This window comes from Hymenobacter sp. BT559 (assembly GCF_017571525.1).
Lineage (GTDB): Bacteria > Bacteroidota > Bacteroidia > Cytophagales > Hymenobacteraceae > Hymenobacter > Hymenobacter ginsengisoli.
This window is the reverse complement of the sequence record NZ_JAGETY010000001.1, coordinates 607,803-622,889: the sequence shown is the minus strand read 5'-3', so window position 1 is coordinate 622,889 and position 15,087 is coordinate 607,803. Positions and strand designations below refer to the sequence as shown.

The following is a 15,087-nucleotide window of genomic DNA, read 5'->3' as shown; positions in this document are numbered from 1 at the left end:
GGCTTTTTCTATGCGCGGGGGCTAGCGCTACTTGGCCGCCAGGGCCTCGCCGGCCTCGCTGAGGCGAATGCCCATGTGCGAGGCATGGTAGCGCACCTGCCCATCCTGGATGAGCAGCAGCTGCGGCGACTCGTGCTGCACGCCAAACTCGCTGGCAATCTGGCCCGATAGAGGGCGAAAGCGCAGCAAATCGAGGTAGTAGATGGGCGTGTCGGCGGGCAGCGAGGCATCGGGCCACTGGCGCTCTACCTTGGCCTTGGCAGCGGCGCTGATAGAGCAGGTAGTGCTGTGCTTGAAGATGAGCACCGGGTGCTCGTGCGACTCCTGCACGATGTCGCGCAGCTGCTCGGGTTGGGTAAGCGGAATCCAGGGGGTAGCCATATCAAATTCGAAAGGTAATGTAAATCAGAAAGTTATTTATAAGCTAGTTAAGCCAGCCGCTGCATCATCCTCTTTAACCACATAGTCAGGGCTTGGGTTCGGTTTTGGGCCAGCGGCGCAGCCCCCGCAACCTGGCTCGCGCTACCCGCGGCTTGCCATCGGGGCCAAAGCGCGGCTCGCCGGCTACCGGGGCCAGGCGCTCGCTAGTCCCCCGGCGCAACTGCCGGCGCGACACCTCTAGGTGGCTGTCTTTGTAGGGCACATCGGCGCGCCCGGCTTCGCGCAGAGCGCGGCGGGCCTCGGCGCGCTGCCGGGCGGGGCTAGTGGGCACCGTCTGGGGCGGGGCAGCCGTGGCCAGCAGCAAGCCAGCAACCAAATAGCAAATCATACAATGCGCTTGGGTGGGAAAAGGAGGCTGGCCCGGCTACTGCCGCGGCGCGGGCTGCGTAGGGTCGGGCTTGGGTACGAGCACTTTGCTAGCCTTTTTCTTCGCCTTCTCGGGCTTGGAGGCCGGCGCGGGCGCGGGCTGCGTGGGGTCGGGCTTGGGAGCAGCGCTCTTGGCCTTGGGTGCGGGGGCCACCTCGGCGGGGGCTAGCGGGATGGCGTCGGGGCTGGTATCCGGGGCGCGGTCGGGTGCCGGGGCCGGGTGGCGGGGCGCGGCTCCACCCCCACCGCCGTGGCCGTCGGTGTGGCCTTTCTTGCGAATCTTACGGTTTTCGCGGCTCGCTTCGCGTGGGGTGAGGGGGCGGGTATCGTAGTGGTGGAGCTTGCGGCCGTTATTGGCCCGACGGTCAAGGAAGCTCTTTCTCACTAGGCCCTGCTTGTCGTACTTGATGCGCGTGCCCTCCGGCAAGTCGCTGTACGACATGGTTTTCTTCTTCTCATCGGCCCCGCCCCCGGGCACCGACGGCGCCGAGGGGTCGCCGCTCGCGTCGGTGTTTGTGGCATTGGTGCCGCTGTCGTCGGCGGCTTTTAGCGACAGGCCCTTATGGCGCGCTTTTTCGGCGGCCTTGATTTTGGCCTTGGTCACGGCGTCCATCTTGGGCGTGGGCAGCCGGTGCGGGTGAAAGATAGAATCGTACACCGCGCAGCCGCTCAGCAGCCCCAGCAAGAGCAGCGGCAGCACGGCCACCCGAAAAAATAGCGTCGCTAAAAACTTCACAACAAGGATACGTAACTAGACTATCCGCAAGATACACGCCGCCCGGCGGGGCTAGTAGTTGCGCAGCGCCTGCAATTGCTCGCGCAGCCGCTGCTGCGGCAAAAACCCTGCCTCAAGCGGCGGCGCAAAGGGCACGGCCGTATCGAGCGAGGCCACGCGGCGCACGGGCGCATCGAGGCTGGCAAAGCAGTGCTCGGCAATCCAGGCCGCGATTTCGCCGCCCAGGCCGCCCGTGAGAGTGTCTTCGTGCAGGATGAGCACGCGGCCGTTTTTGCGCACCGAGCGGGCCACGGCTTCGGTATCCCAGGGCAGGAGCGTGCGCAAATCCAGAATATCAGCACTGATATTCAACTCCTTGCAGGCCGCCAGCGCCCAGTGCACCCCTAGCCCGTAGGTGATGATGCTCACCTCGTCGCCTTCCTGCGCCAGCGCCGCCTGGCCGATGGGCGTGGTGTAGTACGCCTCGGGCACCGGCCCGCTCAGCGAGCGGTAGAGCAGCTTGTGCTCGAAGTACATGACCGGGTTAGGGTCTTCAAACGCGGCGCAGAGTAAGCCCTTGGCGTCGTGCGGGTTGCTAGGGTACACCACTTTCAGCCCCGGCACGTGCGTAAACCACCCTTCGTTGCTTTGGCTGTGGAAGGGGCCGGCGGCCGTGCCGGCGCCGGTGGGCATGCGCACCACCACGTCGGCATGCTGGCCCCAGCGGTAGTGGCTCTTCGCCAGGTTGTTGACAATCTGATTGAAGCCGCAGGTCACAAAATCGGCAAACTGCATCTCCACCATCGCCTTCTTGCCCCGGATGCTGAGGCCCAGGCCCGCGCCCACAATGGCCGACTCACACAAGGGCGTATTGCGCACGCGCTCCTTGCCAAACTCGGCCACGAAGCCTTCGGTAATCTTAAACACGCCGCCGTACTCGGCAATGTCCTGGCCCATGAGCACCAGCTCGGGAAAGCGCGTCATGCTCTGGCGCAGCCCCTCCTGAATGGCGTCGATAAACCGCCTTTCGGGCGCCGGGCTATCGGCCGGGGGGCTAGCCACGGGCTGGGTGAACGGCTCGTACATATCGGCCAGCTCGCGCGCCTCCTCGGCCACGGGGGCGGGCGCGGCCTCGGTTTCCTGCCAGCCTTTGTCTATCTCCTGCTTGATGCTTTCGCGCATTTGCACCCGAGCGGTTTCGCTGAGGATGCCCTCGGCCAGCAGCCATTTTTCGTAGTTTTCGACCGGGTCTTTCTGGGCCCACTCCTGCATGAGCTCGGCGGGCACGTACTTAGTGCCGCTCGCTTCCTCGTGGCCACGCATGCGGAAGGTGAGGGCCTCTACCAGCACGGGCCGGGGATTTTGGCGCAGGTCTTCGGCCAGGGTCTTGATTTTGTCATACACCTCCAGCACGTTGTTGCCATCAACCTGCACGGCCTCCATGCCATAGGCGGGGCCTTTGTCGACGAATGACTTGAACCGAAACTGCTCGTTGCTGGGCGTGCTGAGGCCGTAGCCGTTGTTTTCGATGAGAAAAATGACGGGCAGTTGCCATACGGCGGCCACATTCAGGGCCTCGTGAAAATCGCCCTCGCTCGCCCCGCCATCGCCCGAGTAGGTGAGCGTGACGCGCGGCTTTTTATCGAGCAAGTCGGCCAGGGCAATGCCGTCGGCCACGGCCAGCTGCGGGCCGAGGTGCGAAATCATGCCCACGATGTGGTGCTCGTTGGTGCCGAAATGGAAGCTGCGGTCGCGGCCCTTGGTGTAGCCGGTGGCTTTGCCCTGCCACTGCGCAAAGAGCCGCCCTAGCGGCACCCCGCGCCCGGTGAACACGCCCAGGTTGCGGTGCAGCGGCAAAATATATTCGTCGGCGTTGAGCGCCAGCGTGCTGCCTACCGAAATAGCCTCCTGCCCGATGCCCGAAAACCACTTACTCACCTTACCCTGGCGCAGCAGAATAAGCATTTTTTCCTCAATGAGGCGTGGGCGCAGCAGCTCGCGGTAGAGGCGCAGCAGCACATCGTTGGGGTAGTCTTTGCGGTCGAATTGCATAGAGGGGCTAGGGGCGGGTTGGGGAGGGCAAAGGTAGCGGCGGGCGCTACGCTCGCCCAGCAAAAAGCCGGCTCGCTTTTCTACCCAGAAAGGCGGGCCGGCTTTTTGCTGGGCGAGCCGGGGCGGCTACTATTTCTTGCCGTGCTCTTCGGCGTGGCTCTTGCGGGCGTGGTTGGCGTGCTCGGTATGGGCGGCCGCCGTGTGGGCGTGGTGGGCAGCCTTTTTGTGGTTGCCCGACTCGTGCTGCTTGGCAGCCTCAGTGTGGTGCTTGGCGGCCTCGGTGTGGTGCTGAGCCGCGTGCTTGTGGCTCTCTGCTGCTTTCTTCGATACGGTCGTAGAGGGGGTTAAGGTGCTGAATATTTTGGTTTATTTGTATTTATAACCAAGCAGTTACATAATATTTGATGTCGAGTGGATGAAGGTTTATGCACACAGCCAAGCTAGTTCCTAACTAATAACGGCACGGGTTATTCCAAGGCTCGTTTACCAACAACATCCGCTATCCTAGCCAGCGATATGCTCAGCTAGCCCCAGCCGCTGCCCTGCCCGCCGCGCGTCCCGAGAAGAGGCAGCCACCTAAAAATGTGCCTTCGAGTGCCCGGTAGCCGTGCAAGCCGCCCCCGCCAAAGCCTGCCACCTCGCCCGCCGCATATAGGCCCGGCACCGGCTGGCCGCTAGCCCCCAGCACCCGCCCTTGCAAGTCGGTGAGCAGGCCTCCGAGGCTTTTGCGGGTGATAAGGTGCAGGCGCACCGCGATGAGCGGCCCGGCGGCCGGGTCCAGAATACGGTGCGGCTTGGCGGTGCGGATGAGGCGGTCGCCCAGATACTTACGCGCGCCGCGCACGGCCGTAAGCTGCTGGTCTTTGCCGAAGGGGTTGGTGAGCTGGCGGTCGCGGTTTTCAATCTCGGCCTGCATAGCAGCCAGGTCGAGCAGCGGCTCGGGCGTGAGCGCATTCATACCCGCCACGAGGTCAGGCAGGTTGTTTCTGACTACGAAATCGGCACCCTTTTCCAGAAAAGCGCGCAACGGCGGGGTGCCGCCACCCCGCACCCGGCCCAGCGTTTGCCAGATGCTTTTGCCCGTGAGGTCGGGGTTTTGCTCGGAGCCCGAGAGCGCAAACTCTTTCTCGATAATCTTCTGCGTGAGCACAAACCACGAGTAATCGTAGCCCGTTTTCTGGATATGCGCCAGGGTGCCCAGCGTGTCAAACCCGGGGTAAAGCGGCCCCGGCAGGCGCCGCCCCCGCGCATCGAACCACAGCGACGATGGCCCCGGCAAAATGCGAATGCCGTGCATGGGCCAGATGGGGTCCCAGTTCTGGATGCCCTCGGTGTAGTGCCACATGCGGTCTTGGTTGATGATTTGCCCGCCGGCTTTTTCGGTGATGCCCAGCATACGGCCATCCACGTGCGCCGGCACCCCCGAGATGAGGCTAGCGGGCGCCGCGCCCAGGCGGGCGGGCCAGTGCTGGCGTACCAGCCCGTGGTTGCCACCGAGGCCGCCGGCCGTGACGATGACGGCCCCGGCGCTCAGCTCAAACTCGCCTAGCTGCTCGCGGCTGCTGGGCTGGCCCCTAGCTACATCGCTGGGGGCCAGCACTTCGCCGCGCACGCCGGTCACGGCGCCAGTAGTCACTATCAGCTCGCTCACGCGGTGGCGAAAGCGGAATTCCAGCCGGCCGCTAGCCTCGGCGGCGCGGGCCTGGGCCACGAAGGGGGCTAGCACGCCCGGCCCGGTGCCCCACGTCACGTGGAAGCGCGGCACCGAGTTGCCGGGCCCGCTGGCGCCGTAGCCGCCGCGCTCGGCCCAGCCCACCACCGGGAAGAACGAGATGCCGCGCTCGCGCAGCCAGGCACGCTTTTCGCCGGCCGCCCACTGCACGTAGGCCTCGGCCCAGCGGCGCGGCCAGGCATCTTCGGGCCGGTCGAAGCCGGCCGTGGCCAGCCAGTCGGCCCAGGCCAGGTCGAAGCTGTCGCGGATGCCGAGCCGCCGCTGCTCGGGCGAATCGACCAGAAACAAGCCCCCAAACGACCAGTGCGCCTGCCCACCCAGGCTTTGAGCGGGCTCCTGGTCGAGCACCAGCACGCGCTTGCCGGCGGCAGTAGCTTCGGCCGCGGCCACGAGGCCCGCCAGCCCGGCCCCGATGATGAGAATGTCGGCGTGGGTTTGCATGCGGCAAGATAGTCGGCTGGCACACCTTTTTGCGGGCCAGCTTGTTAAGTTTGTAAGGTGCGAGGCTAGCCCTCGCTCCTAGCCGAACGGCCTCCGCCCGAATGCTATCCGCAGCTTTGCCGCAAACTAGCCTTACTCCCTTCTTATGATTCATTACCAGGAATTTACCCTACCCAACGGCCTGCGCTGCCTCGTGCACGAAGACTTTACCACGCCGCTGGCGGTACTTAATATTCTTTACGACGTGGGCTCGCGCGATGAAAGCCCCGACAAGACTGGCTTCGCGCACTTGTTTGAGCACCTGATGTTTAGCGGCTCGGTAAACATCCCGAGCTACGACGAGCCGCTGCAAAAAGTGGGCGGCGAAAACAACGCCTTCACCTCGCAAGACATCACCAACTACTACCTCTCGCTGCCGGCCGCCAACATCGAAACCGGCTTCTGGCTCGAAAGCGACCGCATGCTCGATTTGGCTTTCTCCGAAAACGGCCTCGACGTGCAGCGCAAAGTGGTAGTCGAAGAGTTCAAGCAGAGCTACCTCAACCAGCCCTACGGCGACGTGTGGCTCAAGCTCAAGCCGCTAGCCTACCAAAACCACCCCTACCAGTGGAACACTATCGGCAAGGAAATCAGCCACATCGAAGACGCCGAGATGGCCGATGTGCGCGCCTTCTTCCGGCAGCACTACGCACCCCAGAATGCCATTTTGGTGGTGGCCGGGGCGGTGCCGTTTGACGAAGTAAAGCGCCTGGCCGAGAAGTGGTTTGGGCCCATACCGGGCGGCGAGCGCCGCGAGCGCCAGCTGCCCCAGGAGCCCGCCCAAACCGAGGCGCGCCGCACCGAAGTAACGGCCCCCGTGCCGTTGAGCGCCCTCTACAAAGCCTACCACATGCCCGCCCGCCTCGACCCGCGCTACCACGCCGTAGACCTGCTGAGCGACGTGCTGGGCCGGGGCAAAAGCTCGCGCCTGCACCAGCGCTTGGTAAAAGACTTGCAGCTGTTCAACAACATTTCAGCCTCCGTCACGGGCTCGCTCGACCCCGGCTTGTTTGTGGTGAGCGGCAAGCTCAACGCCGGCGTGGCCCTGGCCGAGGCCGACCGCGCTGTAGAAGCCGTAGTGGCCGAGCTCCTGCAAGCCGAAGTGCCCGCCGACGAGCTGCAGAAAGTTAAGAACCAAGCCGAAACGGGCCTGGTCTTCGGCGAGATTGAGCTGCTGAACCGCGCGCTAGCCCTGGCTATCGGCAAGCTGCTCGGCAATGCCAACCTCGTGAACGAGGAGCCTGCCCAGCTGCAAGCCGTGACGCCCGCCGATGTGCGCGCCGCCGCCGAGCTCGTGCTGCGCCCCGAAAATTGCAGCACGCTGTATTATCAGGCCGCCGAGTAGCTGCCCTGCGTACTCCTAGAAGATAAAAAGGCCAGGCTCGCTAAGCAGCTGCTTAGCGAGCCTGGCCTTTTTAAAGCACTATAAACCTCCTACTTCGGCGAGGCTAGCGTGGTGCGGGTGCGCGCTGCGCCTTTGGGGGCGGAGCCATCGTAAGGGGGCGTGTTTTTACCGTTGTCGGTCACGTTTACGGGCTCACCCGGAGCGGCATACACGTTGTTGCCTTGCCCATTACTATTAGTGCCCCGGAGCGGGTCGGCGGCACGGGCAGCTGGCGAGGTATTGGGCACCATGCGGGGCGCCGGCTTGGCGGCGGGCATGTGCTGCACGCGGTGTTTGGTGGGGGTAGTTTGGGCCGCAGCTGGCTGGGCCAGCAGGGCTAGCCCCAGCAAAGCGGGCGATAAGGTGCGTAAGGCGGGCATGAGCTTGAAATGAAGAATAGCCAGAAGAAACCCCCACCGCTTTTCAGGCGGCCAGCGGGCTTGGCTTCTACGCAAAACGGCCACGAAAGGCTAGCTTTCGTGGCCGCAAGAGCAAGGCAGAAAAAGGAGAGAAAAGCAGAGGCCTAGCGACCCGTCGAGATGCTGGTGCTCACCACTTCGTGGTGCAGCGGCCGGCCGTTGTAGTCCGTCGTCACGCCGTGGCCTACTTGGTTGAGCGGAATGCCAGGTGCTACCGATAGGTTGGTAGCGGGGCGGAACGTAGCGTCGGTGGCCTGAGGCGTGGGCTCGTTGCTCCAGCCATTCCAGCTGGTTCCGGCCGTTGCGGCAGCATCGGGCTGGGCGGGGGGGGCTACGGCAACGGCCTTGGCAGCTTCGGCTTTAGCGGCAGCCTCGGCGGCGCGCTTCTCACGGGCCGTCAGAACCTTAGCGCGGGCCGCCGGGTGGCTGTAGGCACCAGCTACCGGCTGGGCCGGGGCAGCCACGGGCTGGGCGGCCGGGGCAGGAAGGGTTTGAGCTGACGCCGCTTCGGAAGCGAAAAGGGCGATACCTAGCAGCGGAAGTAGAAGACGGCGTAGCATGGGTAAAAGGAAAAGGATGGGAGGAGTTGAACGCTGAAAACGCTTTTGCAAAGGCGGTGCCAGACTTTGGAAAATCAGCGGGGCGTAGTGGCTACTTTTTTTTCACGCTGCTTTCAACAGTTTGATTTATAAGAGGATTATTTTTACGGGTATCCGAAAAAGGACAGCATTTTCTGCTGACTTGCTGCCCGCCGTACCTTTGCGAGTATCATGCAGGAATCTATTTTGGGCCTGGCCGCTGAAGTGGCCGCCGCCGACGTCAGCACCGCCGCCGCCCTCGACCAGTTTCGCCTCCTCTACCTGGGCCGCAAAGGCCGCTTGGCCGACCTCTTCGACCAGCTCAAAACGGTGCCCAACGAGCAAAAGCGCGCCGTGGGCCAGCAGCTCAACGGTCTTAAGCAGCAGGCGCAGGCCCGCTTCGACGAGGCGCAGGCTGCGCTGGAAGAGGCTAGTGCCAACCAGCCCGCCGACGCCACCTTCGATTATACCCTGCCCGCTGTTCCAAATTCGCTAGGCACCCGCCACCCCCTGAGCCTGGTGCGCGAGCAGATGCTGCGCATCTTCAGCCGCATTGGCTTCGCGGTAGCCGAAGGGCCCGAGATTGAGGACGACTGGCACAACTTCACGGCCCTCAACTTCCCCGAAAACCACCCGGCGCGCGACATGCAGGACACGTTTTTCGTGCCCGCCGTGGAAGGCGACACCCAGCCCAGCCTGCTGCGCACCCACACCAGCACCGTGCAGGTGCGCGTGATGGAAAATGAGCCGCTGCCCATCCGCCGCGTCATGCCGGGCCGCGTGTACCGCAACGAGGCCATTTCGGCCCGGGCGCACATGCTCTTTCACCAGATTGAGGGCCTGTATATTGATGAGAACGTGAGCTTTGCCGACCTCAAGCAGACGATTTACTACTTCGTGCGCGAGATGTTTGGCGAGGACATCAACATCCGGTTCCGCCCCAGCTACTTCCCCTTCACCGAGCCTAGCGCCGAAATCGACATTACTTGCCTCATCTGCAAGGGGGCGGGCTGCAACATCTGCAAAGGCACCGGCTGGGTCGAAATCGGCGGCAGCGGCATGGTAGACCCTAACGTGCTGGAAAACTGCGGCATCGACTCCGAGAAATACACCGGCTACGCCTGGGGCATGGGCATCGAGCGCATCACCATGCTCAAGTACCAGGTGAAGGATTTGCGCCTGTTCACGGAGAATGACGTGCGCTTCTTGCGCCAGTTTGAGGCGCTGTAGGCGCCCAGGTCGTGGACTATTACTTTCTAAAAGCCTCGAACTAACTACCCTTAGGAGTTGGTTCGAGGCTTTACCCATTTAAGAGTTGTAAATTTGCAGGCTCTTTTCGCTAGTTATTTCCTGTTGCCCGTGCTGAGCCGGGTAGCCCTTCGTGCTGTATGAAAGTTAGAACGCTTAAACAAAACAAAGTCAACGTTATCACCCTGGGCTGCTCCAAGAACCTCGTCGATTCGGAGGTGCTCATGGGCCAGCTGCGCGCCAACGACTTTCAGGTGACCCACGAAGCCAAGAAGTCGGACGCCAATATTGTGATTATCAATACCTGTGGCTTTATCGACAACGCCAAGCAGGAGAGCATCGACACCATCCTGCGCTACGCCGATGAGAAAGAGTCCGGTAAGCTCGAAAAATTGTATGTAACCGGCTGCCTTTCACAGCGCTATAAGGACGAGCTGGAAGAAGAGATTCCGCAGGTCGATGCCTACTTCGGCACCCTGGAGCTACCCCAGATGCTGAAGGTGTTGGAAGCTGACTACAAGAAGGAGCTGGTGGGCGAGCGCCTGCTTACTACCCCCAAGCACTACGCCTACTTCAAAATCGCCGAGGGCTGCAATCGTCCCTGCTCGTTTTGCGCCATCCCGCTGATGCGCGGCAAGCACGTAGACCGGCCCATGGAGGACCTCGTGACCGAAGCCAAGCGCCTCGTCGGCATGGGCACAAAAGAGCTGATTCTCATTGCCCAAGACCTGACCTACTACGGCCTGCAAGCCTACGGCGAGCGCAAGCTACCCGAGCTGCTAGAGCGCCTCTCCGACGTAAACGGCGTGGACTGGATTCGCCTGCAATACGCCTACCCCTCCCAGTTTCCGCTGGCGGCGCTAGATGTGATGCGCGAGCGCGACAACATCTGCCGTTACCTCGATATGCCGTTGCAGCACATTTCAGACAACATGCTGAAAACCATGCGCCGGGGCATCACGAGCCGCCGCACCAAGGAGCTGGTGCGCGAAATTCGCGACCGAGTGCCGGGCATTGCGCTGCGCACCACGCTCATCGCCGGCCACCCCGGTGAGACCGAGCAAGACTTTGAGGAGCTGTGTGAGTTTGTGCAGGAGTCGAAGTTCGAGCGCCTGGGCATCTTCACCTATTCGCACGAAGAGAATACCCACTCGCACACGTTGGTTGACGACGTACCGGCCGAAGTGAAGCAGGAGCGCGCCGACCGCATCATGGAAATTCAGCAGCAGATATCGCTGGATTATAACGAGTCGCGTGTGGGCCAGACGTACAAGGTGCTCTTCGACCGGCTCGAAGGCGGCTACTACGTGGGCCGCACCGAGTTTGACTCGCCCGAGGTAGACAACGAAGTGCTGGTGCTGGCTACCAATGATTTGCACATTCCGCAGGGTAGCTTCGCAAACGTGCACATCACGGGGGCTAGCGACTTCGATTTGTACGGCGAGGTGGTACGCTAGCTGCCTGCACCACAGATTCGTCGGATTTTTCGGATTTTGTGGTCGACTTGGAGCGGCACTTTTGGGCGCACCGGTTGAAATTTTGAAAAAGACAGCCGATTGGCTGTCTTTTTTGTTTACTCCCGACCTTTGCCCTTGCGGAAGGTTTTAGCACCCCTAGCCATTATGTTGATGGAGCCATCCACAAAATCCGGGCAATCCGAAAAATCCGACGAATCCGTGGTTCAGACAATTACCCTGCCCTACGCCGCCACTGGTGCGTTTTCGGGCCTGCTGACTGACTATATCGCCGCTTCGCCGGCGCTAGTCCCCTTCTATCACCGTCGGCCCGAGCTAGCTGCTTTTCAAGCTCAAATAGAGGAGAAAAAGGCCAGCTACGCGCCCGAAGCACGCCAGCGCCTCGTGGCCGACCTGCGCGCCCAGTATGCCGAGCTGGGTGGTGAGGTGCCGCCCGCTGTGGCTGCCAACCTCGACCTGTTGGCCCGCGACACCACTTTCACCATCACTACGGGCCACCAGCTCAACCTGCTCACCGGGCCGCTGTACTTCGTCTTCAAGATAGTATCGGCCATCAAGCTGAGCCAGGAGTTGAAGGCTGCTTACCCGCAGTACGACTTCGTGCCCGTGTACTGGCTAGCCACGGAGGACCACGACTTTGCCGAAATCAACAGCTTTCCACTCTTCGGCAAAACCTATAGCTGGGCCGGGCCGGGCGGCGAAGCCGGCCTGGGCGGCCCCGTGGGCCGGCTAGCCCTCACTGGTCTCGAAGAAGAGCTGCTGAGCCAGCTGCCGCCCGAGGTACCCGCCGCCTTCCGCGAGGCCTACACTGGCAGCCAGAATCTGAGCGAAGCCACGCGCCGGCTAGCCACCAGCCTCTTCGACGAGTATGGTTTGGTGTGTATCGACGCCGACCGGCCCGCGCTGAAGCAGGCGCTCAAGCCACTGTTGGAGAAAGAGATAAAAGAACAATTTTCCAACCAGGCGGTGCAGGCCACCAATGGCCGCCTCACGGCCGCTGGCTACAAGCCACAGGTGTACTCGCGCCCACTCAACCTGTTTTTCCTCACCGACACCGGCAAGCGCGAGCGCCTGGAGCCCGACGCCGCCCCCGGCGCCGACTGCACCCAGGTAACGGTGCGCGGCACCGCCCGCTGCCACTCGCAGGCCGAGCTGCTGGCCCTGGCCGCCGCTGAGCCCGAGCGCTTTAGCCCCAACGTGGTGCTGCGCCCGGTGTACCAGGAAATCCTGCTGCCCAACCTTGCCTACATCGGAGGCGGGGCCGAGGTGGCCTATTGGTTTCAGCTGAAAGACGTATTTGCGGCGCTGGGCGTACCCTACCCCATCGTGCTGCCCCGCAACTCGGCCATGTACCTGAGCCGCGCCAATGCCGGCAAGCTCGCCAAGCTAGGCCTGAGCACCTTCGATATTTTCAAGCCTCTGGCCGAGCTGAAAAAGCAGGTGGGCGCCGCGCTAGGGCAGGAAGAAATCAGCTTGGCCGCGCAGCAGCAGGCGCTGGCCGCCGCGTTTGAGCAGGTGCAGGCCCTAGCCCAGCGCCTCGACCCCACGCTGGTAAAGTCGGTAGCGGCCGAGGCCCAGAAAGCCGCCGCTAGCCTGGCTGGCCTCGAAAAGCGCCTCAGCAAAGCCGCCGAGGCCAAGCACGAAACTGCCTACGCCCAGCTCACCGCCCTCAAGGACAAGCTCTTTCCCGGCGGTGGCTTGCAGGAACGCACGGATAACGTGCTCAGCATCTTGATTAATAACCCGGGCTTTATTGAGCAGCTGCTGGCCTGCTTCGAGCCACTGGCGCTGGAGTTTGCGGTAGTGCAGGAGGGGTAGGCTATTACTGGTTGTATAACTAGAAAGCCGCACTCAAAGGCAGCCGGCGCAGTTTTCCAGCACCCGTTATGGCTAGCTATATTCGTGGCTCAGACTACGTTTTATGCATGAAGTTCTACCTTATTCACCGCCCGATAATGACGGTGTAAACAAGACAAATCTGCTGCGTAAAATATGGAGCAAGCCACGGGCAACGCTAGCTTATGTGCTTGATAAGCATATTGACGAGCATGTATCCCTGTTTTTCGTGCTTGGCGGTATTGCTCGGGCGGTAGCACGCGTTACGGCGCAGTATTCCAGTCAACCCACTCACAAGATGGGGCTTTCTACCTCGCTGATACTCGCCATCATCGGCGGCAGTATCTCGGGCATCGTCACCTACATAGGCTACTCGTGGGGCTTGAGCTTAATCGGTGGCTGGCTAGGCGGCCGGGCAACCAATGACCAGTTTAAAATTGTGCTTGGTTGGGCACTCGTACCTAGCATTACCACCCTTGTTTTCTTGTTTCCAGCCTTGTGCGTCCTCAATGGTGAGTTTACCAGTACCCCATTACTTGCTGATACGCTATTAGCCAGTTGCGGACTTGCCCAAATAGGGTTGGGCATCTGGTCATCTGTTATTTTGATTAAGGGAGTAATTCTCATTCAAAATTTTAGTATTGGCCGGGCAATGGCGAATGTATTATTGCCTGGAGCGGTACTAATTGGGCTCATTTTGCTCATAGCCAGTTTCTGGTAATTCATTAGAGTGGAATGGAAATAACTTGCTAAATCCCCCAGCCCGCATCTACCAGAGCCTGGTGCCGCCCCGGCGCTAGGCTCTTTCTTTGTGGCCATGCTCCGCTTTTCATTCCTCGCATTTTTCTGGCTATTGACCACCGCCGCGCTGGCCCAAGCCATCAGCGGGCGCATGACGGACGCTCGCACCGGGCAGCCGCTGCCGTTTGTGAATATCGGGGTGGTGGGCAAGGCGCTGGGCACCGTCAGCAACGAGCAAGGGCAGTATGGGCTAGCTTTCCGGGAGCCGCTGGCGGCCGATACGGTGCGCGTTTCCTACCTCGGCTACCAGCCGCGGCTGCTCACGCTGCGTCAGTTGCAAGGGCAGCCCAACTTGGCGCTAAGCCCGGCGGCCGTGGCACTGGCCGAGGTGCGGGTGCAGGCCATAAGCCGCGCCTGGCGCGACCGTCAGCTGGGCTTCAGTGGCAACTCGGAAAACTCCACGCTTAGTCTCGAACCCAAGGACCTGGGCGCCGAAACGGGCACCGTTATCTACCTCAAGCGCAAGCCTACCAACGTGTTAAAGGCTAACTTCAACGTAGCCTACAACCACGTGGGCAACGTGACGCTGCGCGTGAACCTCTACCGCCTCGACGCCAAAGGCCGGCCCACTAACGACAAGCTGCTGCACCGCGAAGTAATACTGCGCACCGCCGCCGCCCACGGCCCCATTTCGGTAGACCTAACGCCTGACAACTTGCTGCTGAGCGAAGACTTTTTCTTATCGCTCGAGTGGGTAGGCGGGGCCGGCGCCGATGCTGCCGCGCTGCAGAAAGGGCTGGCCTTTTCGGCCGGCATTGGCTACGCCGACAACGACATCTACTACCGCGTCACCAGTCAGGCGAGCTGGGAGCGCATTTCGGCCGGCGCGGTACTGGCAGGGATGCAGCCCAAGCTCAGCTTCTACGTGTCGGCTCAGGATTAATGGAAACCACTAAAGCTGCCCTGCGCCGCGCCGCGCTAGCCCGCCGCCGAGCGCTGACCAGCGCCGAGGTAGCTCAACGCAGCCGGCAACTGGCCAACCTATTATTTGCCCATTTCCCGGTGGCGCAGTGGCGCTGGCTGCACGTTTTCCTGCCCCTGGCCCGGAAGAACGAGCCGGATACCTGGCCGCTCATTCACCGCATCTGGGATGAAAAGCTACCCGTGCGGCCGGCCGCGCCGGTGGTGCAGCCCGATGGCATTTCACTGAAGCACTACGAATTAACACCAACCACTCCGCTGCTAACCGACCGCTGGGGCATTCCGGAGCCGCTGGCCGACCCGGCCACCGAGGTAGCGCCCGCGCAGCTCGATGCGGTGCTGGTGCCGCTGCTGGCCTGCGACCAGCAGGGCCAGCGCGTGGGCTACGGCGGCGGGTTCTACGACCGGTTTTTGGCTGAGTGCCGGCCGGGTACGCTATTTATTGGGCTGAATATCCTGGACGACGAGCCGGTGCTGTCCCTGGCCGACGTGCTGCCCACCGATGTGCCGCTGCACGCCTGCCTCACCCCTAGCCAGGTGTGGAATTTTCGCTAGCCCAGCATCGGGAGGGTAGCCGCTGCTTTTGGTAGCGCCGCCGCGGCGTGGTGCGGAGTAGCGGCTTCACTCCTGTCCTTTTTC

The 15,087-nt window shown here is 62.1% G+C and carries 14 protein-coding genes; 7 read left to right on the top strand and 7 right to left on the bottom strand.

The annotated features are described in order from the left end of the window. Positions 1-27: 27 nt before the first annotated feature. From ytxJ to J4D99_RS02630, 5 genes are all read right to left on the bottom strand, one after another. Complete coding sequence (ytxJ, locus tag J4D99_RS02650; RefSeq protein ID WP_208130128.1) at positions 28-381, bottom strand: bacillithiol system redox-active protein YtxJ; 354 nt, start codon at positions 379-381, stop codon at positions 28-30. Positions 382-466: 85 nt separating this feature from the next. Then, on the bottom strand, positions 467-769 hold the full coding sequence (locus tag J4D99_RS02645; RefSeq protein WP_208130127.1) for a hypothetical protein: 303 nt from the start codon (positions 767-769) through the stop codon (positions 467-469). A 36-nt stretch (positions 770-805) separates the two neighbouring features. Then, entirely contained in the window at positions 806-1,543 is a 738-nt protein-coding gene (locus J4D99_RS02640) for a hypothetical protein (RefSeq protein WP_208130126.1), read from the bottom strand. A 51-nt stretch (positions 1,544-1,594) separates the two neighbouring features. Next, complete coding sequence (locus tag J4D99_RS02635; protein WP_208130125.1) at positions 1,595-3,574, bottom strand: alpha-ketoacid dehydrogenase subunit alpha/beta; 1,980 nt, start codon at positions 3,572-3,574, stop codon at positions 1,595-1,597. Between the two features lie 520 nt (positions 3,575-4,094). Next, positions 4,095-5,747 (bottom strand): FAD-binding dehydrogenase, encoded by a 1,653-nt coding sequence (locus J4D99_RS02630; protein WP_208130124.1) that lies wholly within the window; start codon positions 5,745-5,747, stop codon positions 4,095-4,097. A 145-nt stretch (positions 5,748-5,892) separates the two neighbouring features. On the opposite strand from J4D99_RS02630, the gene J4D99_RS02625 reads away from it, so the two are divergent. Beyond that, complete coding sequence (locus J4D99_RS02625) at positions 5,893-7,131, top strand: M16 family metallopeptidase (RefSeq protein WP_208130123.1); 1,239 nt, start codon at positions 5,893-5,895, stop codon at positions 7,129-7,131. An 89-nt stretch (positions 7,132-7,220) separates the two neighbouring features. Here the strand turns inward: J4D99_RS02625 and J4D99_RS02620 are convergent, their stop codons facing one another. Beyond that, on the bottom strand, positions 7,221-7,550 hold the full coding sequence (locus J4D99_RS02620) for a hypothetical protein (RefSeq protein WP_208130122.1): 330 nt from the start codon (positions 7,548-7,550) through the stop codon (positions 7,221-7,223). Positions 7,551-7,693: 143 nt separating this feature from the next. Beyond that, positions 7,694-8,149: a hypothetical protein gene (locus tag J4D99_RS02615; RefSeq protein ID WP_208130121.1), complete on the bottom strand. Its 456-nt coding sequence runs from the start codon at positions 8,147-8,149 to the stop codon at positions 7,694-7,696. A gap of 210 nt (positions 8,150-8,359) precedes the next feature. Here J4D99_RS02615 and pheS point away from each other — a divergent pair, with 210 nt between their 5' ends. The 6 genes from pheS (at position 8,360) to J4D99_RS02585 (ending at position 15,003) form a co-directional block, all read left to right on the top strand. After that, on the top strand, positions 8,360-9,397 hold the full coding sequence (pheS, locus tag J4D99_RS02610) for a phenylalanine--tRNA ligase subunit alpha (protein WP_208130120.1): 1,038 nt from the start codon (positions 8,360-8,362) through the stop codon (positions 9,395-9,397). A 158-nt stretch (positions 9,398-9,555) separates the two neighbouring features. Beyond that, on the top strand, positions 9,556-10,872 hold the full coding sequence (rimO, locus tag J4D99_RS02605; protein ID WP_208130119.1) for a 30S ribosomal protein S12 methylthiotransferase RimO: 1,317 nt from the start codon (positions 9,556-9,558) through the stop codon (positions 10,870-10,872). A 219-nt stretch (positions 10,873-11,091) separates the two neighbouring features. Continuing rightward, a complete protein-coding gene (bshC, locus tag J4D99_RS02600; protein ID WP_309509611.1) occupies positions 11,092-12,708 on the top strand; it encodes a bacillithiol biosynthesis cysteine-adding enzyme BshC in 1,617 nt (538 codons plus the stop codon). A gap of 103 nt (positions 12,709-12,811) precedes the next feature. Beyond that, entirely contained in the window at positions 12,812-13,447 is a 636-nt protein-coding gene (locus tag J4D99_RS02595) for a YIP1 family protein (RefSeq protein ID WP_208130117.1), read from the top strand. 96 nt (positions 13,448-13,543) lie between these two features. Then, positions 13,544-14,410 carry a carboxypeptidase-like regulatory domain-containing protein gene (locus tag J4D99_RS02590; protein WP_208130116.1) on the top strand — a complete coding sequence of 289 codons (867 nt, stop codon included), beginning with the start codon at positions 13,544-13,546 and terminating at the stop codon, positions 14,408-14,410. Further along, entirely contained in the window at positions 14,410-15,003 is a 594-nt protein-coding gene (locus J4D99_RS02585; RefSeq protein ID WP_208130115.1) for a 5-formyltetrahydrofolate cyclo-ligase, read from the top strand. The genes J4D99_RS02590 and J4D99_RS02585 overlap by 1 nt, the downstream gene beginning before the upstream one ends. Positions 15,004-15,087 lie beyond the last annotated feature (84 nt).